The organism is Myxococcus eversor, assembly GCF_010894455.1.
GTDB classification, from domain to species: domain Bacteria; phylum Myxococcota; class Myxococcia; order Myxococcales; family Myxococcaceae; genus Myxococcus; species Myxococcus eversor.
Genome location: NZ_JAAIXY010000009.1, coordinates 351,339 through 366,483 on the forward strand (window position 1 = coordinate 351,339; position 15,145 = coordinate 366,483).

A 15,145-nucleotide genomic window follows, 5' to 3' on the forward strand; every position below is an offset into this window, starting at 1 on the left:
GCGTCAGAGGGGGTGGAGGCCCCGGAAGCCGAGGCCCTCCGTTTCGGGTCTGCCCAGCATGAGGTTCAAGGCGTGCACGGCCGTGCCCGCCGCGCCCTTCACCAGGTTGTCCAGCGCGGCATTCACCACGATTCGCCCGCGCTCCGCGTCCACCTCCACCGCCAGGTCGCAGTGGTTGGTGCCCGCCAGGGGGCCAGGCTCCGGGAAGGGAGACGCGCTCGCGTTGGCGCGCAGGACGTGGACGAAGGGGTGCTCACGGTACGTGGACGCGAGGGCGCGCAGCGGCTCGGACGCGTCCTCCAGCTTGCGCGCCGCGAAGGCATGCACCGTGGCGAGCACGCCGCGCACGCTGGGTACCGCCGTCGCGCTGAAGTGGACCACGGGGCGCATGCCGGCGAGACGCTCGGTGGCACCCTCGATTTCACCCGTGTGCCGATGCCCCACGGCGCGGTAGCAGCGCAGCGCGGAGGCGCGCTCCGGATGGTGCGAGGAGCGGTCCGGGGTCGCGCCACCACCGGAGGAGCCCGTCTTCGCGTCGACCACGACTTCGGGCTTCACCAGCCCCGCGCGCACCAGGGGCAGCAGCGCGAGCAGCGCCGCGTGGGCCATGCAGCCGGGCACCGCGACGAAGCGGGCGTCCTTGAGCCGCGCGCCCGTCCACTCCGGCAGGCCGTAGACGAACTCGGGCATGTCCGCGGGGCGGGGCGCGCGTGGATACCAGCGCGCGTGCTCGGCGGGCTCCAGGCGGAAGTCCGCGCTCAGGTCGATGATGCGCCCGGCGAGCGTGCTCACCTGGGGCCAGCGGCGAATCAATTCGCCGGAGGGCATGCAGGACAGGAGCACATCGCACGGCTCCAGCGCGTCATGCGGAGAGAAGCGTGGAGTGGCCAGTCCCCGCAGGTGCGGATGCGGGAAGTCGAGCCGCTTGCCCGCGTGCTGCTCGGACGTCGCCTGGACCACCTCCACCGCCGGGTGGGCGAGCAGCAGGCGCAGCACCTCGCCGCCCGCGTAGCCTCCCGCCCCGAGCACCGCGACGCGCGTCATCGCACGGCCTCCATCAGGTAGTCCGCCATCAGCTCCGGCAGGGGAATGCCGGTGAACTCGATGCTCCGGGCGAACTCCACGCAGTGGTTGATTTCGTTCACCAGGATTTCGCCCTGCCGCGTCTCCAGCAGGTCCACCGCCACCATCTCTCCGCCCACGGCCTTGGCCGCGCGCTCGGCGAGCTTCGCGTGGGACGCGGGGACTTCGTAGCGCTCCGGCACCGCGCCTCGGGCCGTGTTCGTCACCCAGTGCTCGGAGCGGCGGCGCATGCCTCCGACGGCGCCGCCGATGACGTACACGCGCAAGTCATAGCCGGGCTTGTCGATGTACTGCTGGACGAGCGCGACGTGGTCCTGCGCGCCGCCCATCTCGAAGCGCATGGACATCATCCCCTCGGCCGCGTGCTTGTTGTCCACGCGCGCCACCATGCGGCCCCAGGAGCCTTGCACGGGCTTCGTCACGCAGGGGTAGCCGCGCTGCTCCATCTCCGCGACACAGGCGTCCTGCTCGAAGCCCAGGAAGGACCAGGGCATGGGCACGTCATGCTCCGCCAGCGCGAGCGTGGTGAGCGCCTTGTCTCCACAGGTGGCGATGGAGCGCGCGGTGTTGAATACGCGGGCGCCCTTCACCTCCAGGATGGAGGACAGGTAGCGCGCGCGGGTGAAGGACATGCTGCGCATCAAGACAGGGCCGCCGTCCTTCCACGGCTCGCGGTTCAGCGGCAGCACCAGGTCCGTGTCCGCGTGGGTCTCCACGGCGCAGCCGCGTCCGCGAAGCGCGTCGACGAGCATCCGCTCCTCGGTGCGCATCCGCGTGTAGACGAGGTGGACCTCGTGGCGACGCATCATCCCCTCCTGGACCCGGGTGCCATCGCCGCCAGACGGGGGCGGGGCAGGGCGTTGAGAATCGATTCGACCAGGGCGCCGGCTTCCAGCCCGTGTCGTTGCAGCAGGGCCTCGTGCGTGCCCGCCGTGGAGTCGTAGCGGTCCTGGATGCCCGCGCGCACCACGCGGCGACCCACGCCATGGGTGGCCACGCTCTCGCACACCGCGCCGCCCAGGCCGCCGAGGATGGAGTGCTCCTCCACCGTGACGAGCAGCCGGGTGCGCTCGGCCGTCTCCAGAATCGCCTCCTCGTCGAAGGGCTTGAGCGTGTGCAGGTTCACCACGCGCGCGGACACGCCCTGCGCCTCCAGCCGCGTCGCCACGTCCAGCGCCACGCTCACGCCGACCTCGCCGTGGGCGATGATTCCCACGTCGCCGCCCTCGCGCAGGCACATGGCGCGCCCCAAAGCGAACGCGGGCCGGGCCACCTCCAGCCGGGTGACGCGGTTGCGGCCGAGCCGCAGGTACACCGGGCCCTCCATCTCCAGCAGCGCGCGCGTCGCCTGAATCGTCTCCAACCCGTCCGCCGGAGACACCACCGTCATGCCCGGCATCGCGCGAAGAATCGCCAGGTCCTCGATGGCGTGGTGCGTGGGCCCGAAGAACGCGCCGGACAGGCCGCCGTAGTCGCAGACGAGCTTCACGTTCGCCCGCGCATAGGCGAGGCCCAGCCGCACCTGCTCGCACGCGCGCATCGCCCCGAAGGGCGCGAAAGTGTGGGCGAAGACGACGTGCCCGGTGGCCGCCATGCCGCACGCGATGTCGAGCATCGCCGCCTCGCAGATGCCCAGGTTGAAGAACCGCCCCGGGTGCCGCACGGGGAAAGGGTCTCCTCCACCCGCCAGGTCCGCCTCCAGCAACACGATGCGCGGCTCCACGTCCGCCAGTCGCGCCAGGGTGTGCCGGAACACCTGTCGGTTGGGCAGGCCCGGTTGCTCGCGCAGCCAGTCCTGCGGCGACGTCAGCAGGTCAGCGCCGCTGGAGGTGGTGGAGCTCGTCGGGGAGCCTGTCATGGCGTCACCTCACCCAGTGAGGTGAGTGCCCGGCGGAGCTGGTCGGCGTTGAAGGTCGCGTAGTGCGGCCCCTTGCCGCGAAACATGGGCACGCCCGCGCCCTTCTGCGTCCGGGCGACAATCGCGCGAGGCTCCTCGGAGGGCTCCTCCAGCGCACGACCCAGGGCGTCCAGGTCATGCCCATCCACCTCCACGGTCTTCAGCCCGAAGGCTCGCAGCCGCTCCACCAGGGAGGCCTGGGAGAGGATGGCCTCGGTGGGGCCGTCGTTCTGTCCGCCGTTGCGGTCGACCAGCACGGTGAGTCGCGACAGGTGGTGCTGCGCGGCGATTTGCAGCGCCTCCCAGTTGGAGCCTTCGCCCATCTCCCCGTCTCCGCACACGACGAACACGCGGTTGGAACGCTGCCGCAGCCGGTACCCCATCGCCAGCCCTACTCCCAGTCCCACGCCGTGCCCCAGGCTTCCCGTGGGAAACTCAACGCCCGGCACCGCCGCATTCACGTGTCCGGTGAAGGGACTTCCGTCGGCGTTGTATCGTTGCACCAGTTCTTCAGTGTCGAAGAAGCCGAACTCGGCGAGCGCGGCGTAGAGGCCCGCGGCGGCGTGGCCCTTGGAGAGGATGAGCGAATCGCGCTCCTCCCAGCGGGGCTCCTCGGGCCGGAACTTCATCACCCGCCCCAGCAGCACCACCAACAGCTCCACCATCGACAGCGAGCCACCGAGGTGGCAGCCGACCGACGTGGCGGCGAGCCGGAGGATGGTCCGGCGAATGCGTCTGGCGCGCTCCTCGAGAGGTACCTGGACCATGGATTTCTGCGCCTTTCATTCCAAAGTAGGAAACCGAGAGCACGCCCGTCAATGTGAGTGATGGGGACTTGGGGTGCAGACATGTGAGCTTTCGCCGTCTTGCTGGTTTTGTACGCGTATCGTTATGGTCTCCCGCCGTCGAGGACAGTCTCGCGGTACACGGAGGGTGCGGACATGGACGCACGGTTCGGAAGCGGCCCCTCGTTGGAGCAGGGGGCGCTGTACCGGAGCAAGGGTTGGTGGCGTGACGAGACGGTACTCGACGACTTGCGTCGGGCCGTGCGGACGCATCCGGACAAGACGGCCATCGTCGCGGCGCGCTACTTCGCCAAGGACGTCACGAAGCTGAGCTACGCGGAGCTGGGACGCTACGTGGAGCGCTTCGCGGGCGCGCTCGTGTCGCTGGGCGTGGCGCGGGGCGAACTGGTGGCGGTGCAGTTGCCCAACTGGTGGCAATTCACCGCGATGGCGCTGGCGTGCGCGCGCATCGGCGCAGTCGTCGCGCCCATCCCTCCGGACTACCGTCGCCGCGAGGTGGAGTTCATCCTCGGCAGGACGGAGTCGTCCGTCTACGTGGGACCCCTGAGTTGGAGCGGGCACTCGCACCGGGACATGTTGCGCGAGGCGTCGCGAGCGCTGCCGTCGCTCAAGCACCGCGTCTTCATTGGCGCGGGCGAGCAGGCGTCCGAGGCGGGCGAGCTGGACTTCGACGCGTACTTCGTCGCGCGGCACTGGGAGGACGAGACGCCGAAGGCGGAGCTGGACGCTCGCTCGGCGCGCCCGGACGACGTGTGCAACGTCCTCTACACGTCGGGGACGACGGGCGAGCCCAAGGGCGTCATCCACTCGCACAACACCAACTTCGGCATCACCCGCGCGCTGGTCGACACCCTGGCGCTGGGCGCCGATGACGTGGTGTGCCTGCCCTCGCTGCTCACCGCCTCCAGCGGATTTACTTACCTGTACTTGATGCCGGTGTTGTTGGGCGCGACGGCTGTCTACATGGACGTGGGAGACCCGGAGCTCACGCTGCGCTGCATCGACGAACACCGCGTCACGTTCATGTATGGGATTCCCACGTATGTGATGAACGTCATCGCCGCGAAGAAGAAGCGGGGCGGAGACACCTCGTCGCTGCGTCGGCTGTCCACCGGCTCCATTCCCGTGCCGCCGCACCTCATCGCCGCGGTGCGCGAGAGCTTCGGTGTTCCGCTGCACACGCTGTGGGGGATGACGGAGAACGGCGCGGTGACGATTACGCGCCGCGAGGACCCGCCGGACTGGCCCTCCAACAGCGACGGCAGGCCTGTCGACTGGATGGAGGTGCGGATTGTTCCCGCCCTGGCGGAAGACGGCTCGCCGTATCCTGAAGGCACCGGACGGCTGCTCGTCCGAGGGGCCAGCCAGTGCCTGGGCTACTTCAAGCGCGAGGACCTCTACCGCGCGTGTGTCGACGAGGAGGGCTGGTTCGACACGGGAGACCTGGCGCGCGACGACGGGCGCGGGGGCATCCGCATCGTCGGGCGGCTCAAGGACGTCATCTTCCGCTACGGCCAGAAGGTGCCGGTGGTGGAGGTGGAGTCCGCGCTGTACTCGCACCCGAAAGTCAGGGAGGTGGCCGTCATCGGACACTCGGACGACCGCATCGGCGGTGAGCGCGTCTGCGCCGTGGTGGTGCCGCGCGACGAGACGCCGACGCTGGACGAGCTGCGCGCCCACCTGAAGGGCCTGGGCATGTCGAATCAGTACTGGCCGGACCGGCTGGAGGTCGTCGAGGAGATGCCGAAGACGCCGTCGGGGAAGATTCGCAAGTATCTGCTGCGCGAGCGCTTGAAGGCCCCCACCGCGAAGGTGGGCTGAGCATGTCCCCCATCCTGAGGAGCAACACGTGAGCACTGACTCGAGCACCACGCCGTTGGTGCGCCAGCTCGCCGGGTATTGGCGCGAGCTCTTGGGGACGGACGTGGTGAGGCCGGAGGACCACTTCCTGGAGATGGGTGGCAACTCGCTGATGGCGACGATGCTGGCCAACCGAATCGAGGAGGAGCTGGGCGTCCAGCTCTCCATGGTGGACCTGTTCAACACGCTGGAGCACGTGGCCGCCGCCTGCGAGGAGCAGCTGCTGGAGCAGGGCCGCACCTTCCCCGCGGCCTGACGAAGTCCGTTGTCCAGGAGGCGGGCCTTCTCCCGCCATCGTCCCCGAGGGGCTGTGCGGGGACTCAAGCTTCACGCCTTCTCACGGAGCGCCAGGTGTCGGTCTCACCGACGCGGGGCTTCGTGTCTTCCGAGATTCGTCTTCTTGAGTTTGAGGTGTCGACATGTCCGCGAATGAGCCGAAGCCCGCGAGCCCTCGTGTTCGCAGGCCGCCGCCCGTGGTGCCCGTTCGCCGGGAGGGCCCTCCGCCGCTCTCCTTCGCGCAGCGTCGCATGTGGTTCCTCTCGCGGTTGGACCCGTCGGGCTTCGCCTACAACGCGCCGTTCTTCGCGCGGCTCAAGGGATGTCTCGATGTATCAACGCTGGAGCGCGCGCTGACGGAGGTGGTGCGCCGGCACGAAGCGCTGCGGACGACCTTCGTGGAGGTCGAAGGGGAGCCGGTGCAGTGCATCGCCCCCGAGGCGCCGGTGTCGCTGGTGGTGGAGCGACTGGAGGGGCCGGAGCGTGAGCAGGAGGCCCGACGGCTCGCGGAGGAGGAGGCACGGCGTCCGTTCGATCTGGGCACGGGGCCGATGCTGCGCGCGCGGCTGTTGCGCCTGGATGAAGAGGAGCATGTGCTGCTCCTGACGCTGCACCACATCTCGTGTGATGGCTGGTCGTTGTCCTTGCTGGAGCGGGACGTCGGCGAGCTGTACGGCGCCTTCCTCGAAGGCCGCGAGTCGAAGCTGCCCGTGCTGACGGTGCAGTACGCGGACCATGCGGCGTGGCAGCGCGAGTGGTTGAAGGGGGAGGTGCTGGAGGAGCAGCTCGCGTGGTGGAAGCAGCACCTGGAGGGCGCCTCGCCCGCGCTGGAGCTGCCGACGGACAGGCCGAGGCCCCCGGTGCAGTCGGCCAAGGGCGCGGTGCTGGGCGTGCCGCTGCCCGCGGAGTTGATGAAGGCGCTGCGGGAGCGGTGCAAGCAGGAGGCGGTGACGCCGTTCATGTTGTTGCTGGCGAGCCTCCAGGCGTTGTTGTCGCGGCACAGCGGGCAGCCGGACGTGGTGGTGGGCACCCCCATCGCGGGGCGCACGCGGCGCGAGGTGGAGGGGCTCATCGGGTTCTTCGCCAACACGCTGGCGTTGCGCGTGGATGTGGACGGCAACGAGTCCTTCAAGTCGTTGCTGGGACGCGTGCGTCAGGCGTGCATGGGGGCGTACCAGCATCAGGACGTGCCCTTCGAGCGACTGGTGGATGCGCTGCGGCCGGTGCGGGACTTGAGCCGCTCGCCGTTGTTCCAGGTGCTGCTCGTGCTCCAGAACGCGCCGCCGCTGGTGCGACTGTCGGGGCTGGAGTCGCGCGACGTGGACTTCGAGCCGGGCGTCGCGAAGTTCGACCTCACGCTCTTCGTGCGCGAGACGCCGGAGGGTTGGGTCGCGCTGTGGGAATACAGCACGGCGCTGTTCGACGAGGCGACGGTCCGCGGGCTCGCCAGCCACCATGTGGCGCTGCTGAAGGGAGTGCTGGAGGACCCGGAGCGCAAGGTGGGTCAGGTGGACCTCCTGGATGCGGAGGAGCGGCGGAAGGTGTTGGTGGAGTGGCCGTGGCAGGAGGAGGTGCGGCACCCGTCGTGGTTGATGCATCGACGGGTGGAGGCGCAGGCGGCGCGCACGCCCTCGGCCATGGCGGTGACGAATGGCGGCGGCTCGCTGACGTACGCGCAACTGGAGCAGCGGGCCAATCAGCTCGCGCACCACTTGATGGCGCTGGGGGTTCGCCCGGGGAGCGTGGTGGGGCTGTGCCTGGAGCGAAGCAGCCTCGACCTTCCGGTGGCGGTGCTGGCGACGTTGAAGACAGGTGCGGCGTGCCTTCCGTTGGACCCTGGCTATCCGCCGTCGCGACTGGCGCGGATGCTCGATGATGTGGGCGCGCCGGTGGTGCTGGTGCATGCCGCGCTGGAGCGTGCGCTGCCCGAGGAGGGCACGGCGCGGAGGGTGAGGCTGGAAGAGGAGGCCGCGCGCATCGCCGAGCAGTCCACCGTGGCGCCCGGATGGGTGTTGTCGCCGGAGCTTCCCTGCTACGTCCTCTTCACGTCGGGGAGCACGGGGACGCCCAAGGGCGTGACGATGTCCCATCGTGCGTTCGGCACGCTGGTGAACTGGCAGTTGGCGAGCACGTCGGCGCCTGGGGCGAGGACACTCCAGTTCGCCTCGCTGAGCTTCGACGTGTCCTTCCAGGAGCTGTTCTGCACACTGGGCGAGGGCGGCACGCTCGTCCTCGTTTCGGCGGCGACGCGTCAGGACCCCGCGACGTTGATGGCGTATCTGCGCGAGCACCGCGTGGAGCGGCTCTTCGTGCCCTTCGTGGCGCTCCAGGCGCTCAGTGAGCGAGCTCGACACGAGACGGAGTTGCCGCCGCTGCGCGAAGTGGTGACGGCGGGAGAGCCGTTGCAGGTGACGCCCGCGGTGGTGTCGTTCTTCGAGCGACTGCCGGGCTGTGTGCTGGAGAACCAGTACGGCCCCACGGAGACGCACGTGGTGACGGCGTGGAGGGCGAAGGGGCCGCCTTCGACGTGGCCGGCGCTTCCTCCGGTGGGCAGGCCCATCGTCCCCGCGAGGGTGTGGGTGCTGGATGCGTGGGGCGCCCCGTGTCCCATTGGTGTGACGGGAGAGGTGTGCGTGGGAGAGCGAAGCCTCGCACATGGCTACTGGGGGCGGCCGGAGCTGACGGCGGAGCGCTTCGCTCCGAACATCCTGGACAAGGACCGGGACGGGCCTCGCATCTACCGCACGGGAGACCGGGGGCGGTGGCTGGCGGACGGGAACCTGGAGCTTCAGGGACGCGCGGACGAGCAGGTGAAGGTGCGCGGCTTCCGGGTGGAGTTGGGTGAGGTGGAGGTGGCGCTGAAGGAACTCCCCGGCGTGACGGACGCGGCGGTGGTGGTGCGGCGAACGGACGGGGGAGAGAAGCGACTGGTGGGCTACGTCGTGCGGCCCGAGTCCTCGGACGCGGAGAACCAGAAGCGCCGGCTGGCGAATCAGCTGCCCGAGTCCTCCGACGCGGAGGACCTGAAGCTCCGGCTGGCGAATCGGCTGCTCGAGTCTTGGGACGCGGAGGACTTGAAGCGTCGACTGGCGAAGCGGCTGCCCGAGTACATGGTGCCGGGCGTGCTGGTGCGACTGGAGGCGCTGCCGCTGACTCCCAGCGGCAAGGTGAATCGTCGCGCGCTGCCGGAGGTGGACTCGCGTCGCGCGGAGGCGGGCGCACGCTACGAGGCGCCGCGTGACGCGCTGGAGCGGACGCTGGCGGAGGTCTGGCGGGAGGTGCTGGGCGTCTCGCCCGTGGGCGTGAGGGACGACTTCTTCGCGCTGGGTGGGCACTCGTTGCTGGCGACGCGCGTGGTGTCGCGACTGAGGGATGCCCTGGGCCACGACGTGCCCGTGCGACTGTTGTTCGAGGCGCCCACGGTGGAGGCGCTGGCCGAGCGACTGGGTGCACTGGGAGGACACGCTCGGTTGCCGGTGCTGACGCGAGCCGAGCGGCTCGTGGACCCGCCCCTGTCATTCGCGCAGCAGCGCCTGTGGTTCCTCGCGCAGCTCGACGCGGGAGGGCATTCGTACAACCTGCCCTTCGTCGTCCGACTCCGTGGTGCCGTGAAGGTGGAGGCCCTGGAGCGAGCACTCGCGGAGGTGGTCCGCCGACACGAGGCGCTGCGCACGAGCTTCGTCGAAGTGGGAGGTGAGCCTGTTCAGCGCGTCGCCGCTGATGCCGTGGTGCCCCTGACGGTGGAGTCGGTGGAGGGCGCCGACGACGTGGAAGAGGCCGTGCGGAGCCGCGTGGTGCGGGAGGTCCAGGCGCCGTTCGATGTGGCGCGGGCGCCCCTGCTGCGCGCGACGCTGCTGCGGACGCGGGGTGACGAGCAGGTGCTGGTGGTGGTGCTGCACCACCTGGTCGCGGATGGCTGGTCGCTCGGCGTGCTCACCCGAGAGTTGGAGGCGCTGTATGTCGAGGCCTCGTCATTGCCCGAGCTGCCGGTGCAGTACGCGGACTACTCGGTGTGGCAGCACGGCTGGCTGAAGGGAGACGTGGAGGCCTCGCAGCTCTCCTGGTGGCACGAGGCGATGAAAGGCGCGCCGCCGGTGTTGGAGTTGCCCACGGACCGGCCGAGGCCCGCGGTGCAGGGATACCGAGGGGCGAGCGTGCCGGTGCGCTTGTCCTCGGAGTTGAGCGAAGCGCTGCGGCGGCTGAGCCGACGAGAAGGCGTGACGCTGTACATGACGCTGCTGGCGGGCTTCCAGGTGTTGCTGGCGCGCTACAGCGGACAGTGGGACGTGGTGGTGGGCTCACCCGTGTCGGGGCGGACGGCGAGGGAGACGGAGGGCCTGATGGGCTTCTTCGTGAACACGCTGGCCCTGCGAGCACAGCCGGATGCGGCGTCCTCGTTCCAGGTGTTCCTGTGTCAGACGAAGGAGACGGTGCTGGGAGCGCTCGCGCACCAGGACGTGCCCTTCGAGCGACTGGTGGAGCACCTCCGTCCGGAGCGGGACTTGAGCCGCTCGCCGTTGTTCCAGGTGCTCTTCACCTTGCAGGAGGCCGCGCCGCTGCTCTCGCTGCCGGGTGTCACCGCGAGCCCCTGGGACTTCGCGAGCACCATCGCCAAGTTCGACCTGGAGCTGCTGCTGGTCGACGCACCGGGAGCCGCTGTCGAAGGGCAGCTCATCTACAACGCGGACCTCTTCGAGCCGTCCACTGTCCAGCGCATCTCGGAGTGCTTCCTGGAGCTGTTGCGCAACCTCTCCAGCCGACCGGAGGCGCGGTTGTCGTCGCTTCCGCTCCTGCCGCCGGACGAACGCCAACGCGTGCTGGAGGCGTGGAACCAGACGGCGGTGGAGTTCCCGCGCGAGGGCTGCGTCCATCACCTCTTCGAAGAGCAGGTGGCGCTGCGGCCGGACGCGGTGGCGTTGGAGTTCGGTGAGCAACGGTTGAGCTATCGGGAGCTGGAGGCTCGGGCCAATCAACTGGCGTGGGCGCTGAAGGCGCGTGGCGTGGGCGTGGATGTGCTGGTGGCGGTGTGCCTGGAGCGCTCGGTGGAGCTCATCGTATCGCTGCTGGCCATCCTGAAGGCGGGTGGTGCGTATGTGCCCCTGGACTCCAGCTATCCGGCGCGGCGGCTGGAGCAGATGTTGGAGGACACGACGCCTCGGCTGCTCATCACCACGCGTGCCTTGCTGGCGCAGTTGCCCCAGGAGGGACGTCCCGAGCTGATGCTGTTGGAGGAGGAGCGACTGGCGGACCTGCCGACGACGGCGCCGCGCATGCCTGTGTCGGGTCGGAACCTGGCGTACGTGGACTTCACGTCGGGAAGCACGGGGCGGCCCAAGGGCGTGGCCGTGGAGCACCGAGGCGTGCTGCGGTTGTTGTACGGCGCGCCCTACGCGCGACTGGGGCCGGAGGAGACGTTCCTGCTCATCGCGCCCATCTCCTTCGATGCGTCGACGTTGGAGGTGTGGGGACCGCTGTGCCTGGGTGGAAGGCTGGTCGTCTTCCCGCCGCGTTCGCCCAGCGAGTTGGACTTGCTGACGGACGTGCTCCATCGGCACTCCGTCACGTTGTTGCACCTGACGGCGGGCCTGTTCAGCCAGATGGTGGAGCTGGGGATGGACGGGCTGAAGGGAGTCCGCCAGCTCCTGACAGGTGGAGACGTGGTGTCCGCGCCGCACGTGAAGCGCGTATTGGAGGAGCTGAAGATTCCGGTGACGGCCTGCTACGGGCCGACGGAGAGCACGCTCTTCACGTCGGTCCATCGGATGACGCGAGTGGAGGACGTGGGCGCGTCGGTGCCCATTGGCCGGCCCATCGGCAACACGCAGGTCTATGTGCTGGATGCTGGGATGGAGCCCGTTCCAGTGGGCGTGGCGGGAGAGCTGTACATCGGTGGTGATGGCCTCGCGCGAGGGTATCTGCGCCAGCCCGATGTGACGGCGGACCGCTTCATTCCGAATCCGTTCAGCGCGGTGCCAGGAGAGCGGCTCTATCGCACTGGAGACCTGGCGCGCTTCCGTTCCGATGGAGTGCTGGAGTTCCTGGGCCGACGGGACAGCCAGGTGAAGGTGCGGGGCTACCGCATCGAGCTGGCCGAAGTGGAGGCATCGCTCCTCGCGCATCCAGCGGTGAAGGACGGGTTGGTGGTGGTGCGGGATGGCGCGGGAGGCAAGCGCCTGGTCGCGTACTACGTCGAACAGGCGCAGCCGCCCGAGGCACCTCGGGTGCGGGACTGGCTGAAGCAGAAGCTGCCCGAGTTCATGGTGCCCTCGGCCTTCGTGAAGTTGGCGGCGCTGCCGTTGACTGCGAATGGGAAGGTGGACCGAAAGGCCCTGCCGTCGCCGGAGCAGGACGGGCCGAGCGCGGAGGCGGTGCAGGGGCCTCGGACGGTGATGGAGTCGCTGGTGGCGCGCATCTGGACGCCGCTGCTCGGCGTGGCGCGGGTGGGCGTGAAGGACGACTTCTTCGCGCTCGGTGGTCATTCGTTGCTGGCGACGCGCGTGGTGTCGCGGCTCCGCGCGGCGCTCGGTCGTGATGTGCCGGTGCGATGGGTGTTCGAAGCGCCCACCGTGGAAGCGCTGGCCGAGCGATTGGAGGCCGTGAAGGCAAGCGGGCAGGGAATGAGCACCCCTGTGCCAACGCGAGTGTCGAGGCAAGCCACGATGCCGCTGTCGTTCGCGCAGCAGCGCTTGTGGTTCCTCGGGAAGCTCGACGCGGGAGGGTATTCGTACAACCTGCCGTTCGTCGTTCGGTTGCGAGGGACGTTGAACTTGAAGGCGCTGGAGCAATCGCTCGCGGCGGTGGTGCGGAGACACGAGGCGCTGCGCACAACGTTAGAGGAAGTGGAAGGCGAACCGGTGCAGCGCATCGCCTCGGGCGTGACGGTTCCGCTGGCGGTGGTGGAGGCCTCGGAGGATGGCGTGCGAGGCCAGGTGGAGACACTGGCGAGGCAGTCCTTCGACCTGGGTAAGGGTCCACTGCTGCGAGTGACGCTGCTGAAGCTGGGTGAGCAGGAGCACGTGTTGGTGCTGGTGCTGCACCACATCGTGGCGGACGGCTGGTCGATGGGAGTGCTCACGAAGGAGTTGGAGGCGCTCTACGGTGCGCAGGTGGGGGGCTCGCAAGCGACGTTGCCGGAGCTGCCGGTGCAGTACGCGGACTACGCGGTGTGGCAGCGGGAGTGGCTGAAGGGCGAGGTGCTGGAGGAGCAGTTGTCGTGGTGGAGGGCGAGGTTGGCAGGAGCCCCAGAAGTGCTGGAGGTGCCGACGGACCGACCGAGGCCGGCGGTGCAGGGGTACCGAGGCGCGAGCGTGGCGGTGAAGCTGTCCGTGGAGCTGAGCGAGAAGCTGAAGCGGCTGAGCCGTGCGGAAGGCGTGACGCTGTACATGACGTTGCTGGCGGGCTTCCAGGTGCTGCTGGCGCGCTACAGCGGACAGTGGGACGTGGTGGTGGGTTCACCAGTATCGGGGCGGACGACGAAGGAGGTCGAAGGGCTGATTGGCTTCTTCGTGAACACGCTGGTGGTGAGGACGGAGGCGTCCAGCGAGCTGACGTTCCGCGAGATGTTGGAGCGTGTGAAGGAGTCGGTGCTGGGGGCCTTCGGGCACCAGGAAGTGCCGTTCGAGAAGCTGGTGGAGGCATTGCAGTCGAGCCGCGACTTGAGTCGCGCGCCCCTGGTCCAGATTGCCTTCGGCTTGAACGGGCCCTCTCAGTTGCCGGCGCTGCCGGGGCTGTCCTCGTCGGAGGTGACGTACGAGCCGGGTATGGCGAAGTTCGACCTCGCTCTATCGGTTCGTGAGGACGCGGAGGACCTGACGGGCTTCTGGGAACTCAATACGGACCTGTTCGACGCGGCGACCGTGGAGCGCCTGGCGACGCACTACCAGCAGGTGCTGGAGGCGGTGGTGGAGAATCCGGAGGCGAGATTGAGCGCGCTTCCCATGTCGGGGCATCACGAAGTGCCGGTGAAGGTGCCAGTGGCACGCCTCCAGGCTCGGCGGTTGGACCTGCTCGCTCCGGAGTCAGTGCCACAGGGGTTCATCGCACCGAGGACCGCCATCGAGGAACTGGTGGCGGGAGTCTGGGCTCCGCTGCTCGGCGTGAAGCACGTGGGTGCCGAAGACAACTTCTTCGAGCGGGGAGGTCACTCGCTGCTCGTAATGCAGGTGGCCTCGCGGCTGCGCGAGGTGCTGGGGCATGAGGTGTCGGTGAGGATGCTCTTCGAGGCACCCACCGTCGCCACACTGGCCAGGAGCCTGGAGACCCTCGTCGGTGGTGGTGCTGGACGAGGACGTCCGGAGCTGGTGCCCACGACTCGCACGGAGGCGTCGCCGCAGTCGTTCGCGCAGCAGCGCTTGTGGTTCCTCGACCGGTTGGAGCCGAACAACCCGCTCTACAACATCCCCCTCGCGATGCGACTGACGGGGGCGTTGGACGTCGCGGCCCTGGAGCGCTCGTTCCACGTGTTGATCCGTCGCCACGAGTCCCTGAGGACGACCTTCGAGCAGGGAGACCATGGAGCGACGCAGCACATCCATCCCTTCGAGCCAGCGCCGCTTCCCCTGGTGGACCTGAGCAGCCTGCCCGCTCTGGCGCGAGAGCAGGAAGCTTTGCGACTCGGCGCGGAGGAAGGCCAGCGCCCGTTCGATCTGGGCAAGGGTCCACTGCTGCGAGTGACGCTGCTGAAGCTGGGTGAGCAGGAGCACGTGCTGGTGCTGGTGCTGCACCACATCGTGGCGGATGGCTGGTCGATGGGAGTGCTCACGAAGGAGTTGGAGGCGCTCTACGGTGCGCAGGTGGGGGGCTCGCAAGCGACGTTGCCGGAGCTGCCGGTGCAGTACGCGGACTACGCGGTGTGGCAGCGGGAGTGGCTGAAGGGCGAGGTGCTGGAGGAGCAGTTGTCGTGGTGGAGGGCGAGGTTGGCAGGAGCCCCAGAAGTGCTGGAGGTGCCGACGGACCGACCGAGGCCGGCGGTGCAGGGGTACCGAGGCGCGAGCGTGGCGGTGAAGCTGTCCGTGGAGCTGAGCGAGAAGCTGAAGCGGCTGAGCCGTGCGGAAGGCGTGACGCTGTACATGACGTTGCTGGCGGGCTTCCAGGTGCTGCTGGCGCGCTACAGCGGACAGTGGGACGTGGTGGTGGGTTCACCAGTATCGGGGCGGACGACGAAGGAGGTCGAAGGGCTGATTGGCTTCTTCGTGAACACGCTGGTGGTGAGGACGGAGGCGTC

At 69.0% G+C, this 15,145-nt stretch carries 7 protein-coding genes; 3 read left to right on the top strand and 4 right to left on the bottom strand.

Annotated features, from left to right (window positions below; all coding sequences use genetic code 11):
- Positions 1-3: 3 nt before the first annotated feature.
- The 4 genes from argC to G4D83_RS20730 are packed head-to-tail and all read right to left on the bottom strand — an operon-like array spanning position 4 to position 3,747.
- Positions 4-1,044 carry an N-acetyl-gamma-glutamyl-phosphate reductase gene (gene argC, locus G4D83_RS20715; protein WP_163866511.1) on the bottom strand — a complete coding sequence of 347 codons (1,041 nt, stop codon included), beginning with the start codon at positions 1,042-1,044 and terminating at the stop codon, positions 4-6.
- A complete protein-coding gene (locus G4D83_RS20720) occupies positions 1,041-1,892 on the bottom strand; it encodes a RimK family alpha-L-glutamate ligase (RefSeq protein WP_240356453.1) in 852 nt (283 codons plus the stop codon). Before G4D83_RS20720 ends, argC begins: the two co-directional genes overlap by 4 nt.
- Positions 1,889-2,941, bottom strand: a complete 1,053-nt coding sequence (locus G4D83_RS20725) for a transketolase family protein (RefSeq protein ID WP_163866512.1) — start codon at positions 2,939-2,941, stop codon at positions 1,889-1,891. Before G4D83_RS20725 ends, G4D83_RS20720 begins: the two co-directional genes overlap by 4 nt.
- On the bottom strand, positions 2,938-3,747 hold the full coding sequence (locus G4D83_RS20730; RefSeq protein WP_163866513.1) for a 1-deoxy-D-xylulose-5-phosphate synthase N-terminal domain-containing protein: 810 nt from the start codon (positions 3,745-3,747) through the stop codon (positions 2,938-2,940). The genes G4D83_RS20725 and G4D83_RS20730 overlap by 4 nt, the downstream gene beginning before the upstream one ends.
- 174 nt (positions 3,748-3,921) lie before the next feature.
- On the opposite strand from G4D83_RS20730, the gene G4D83_RS20735 reads away from it, so the two are divergent.
- The 3 genes from G4D83_RS20735 to G4D83_RS20745 all read left to right on the top strand — a co-directional run.
- Entirely contained in the window at positions 3,922-5,607 is a 1,686-nt protein-coding gene (locus G4D83_RS20735) for an AMP-binding protein (protein WP_163866514.1), read from the top strand.
- 28 nt (positions 5,608-5,635) lie between these two features.
- Positions 5,636-5,902, top strand: coding sequence for a phosphopantetheine-binding protein (locus G4D83_RS20740; protein ID WP_163866515.1), 267 nt, complete (start codon positions 5,636-5,638; stop codon positions 5,900-5,902).
- 163 nt (positions 5,903-6,065) lie between these two features.
- Positions 6,066-15,145: non-ribosomal peptide synthetase (locus G4D83_RS20745; protein WP_163866516.1), on the top strand; the 9,080-nt coding region annotated here is incomplete at its 3' end.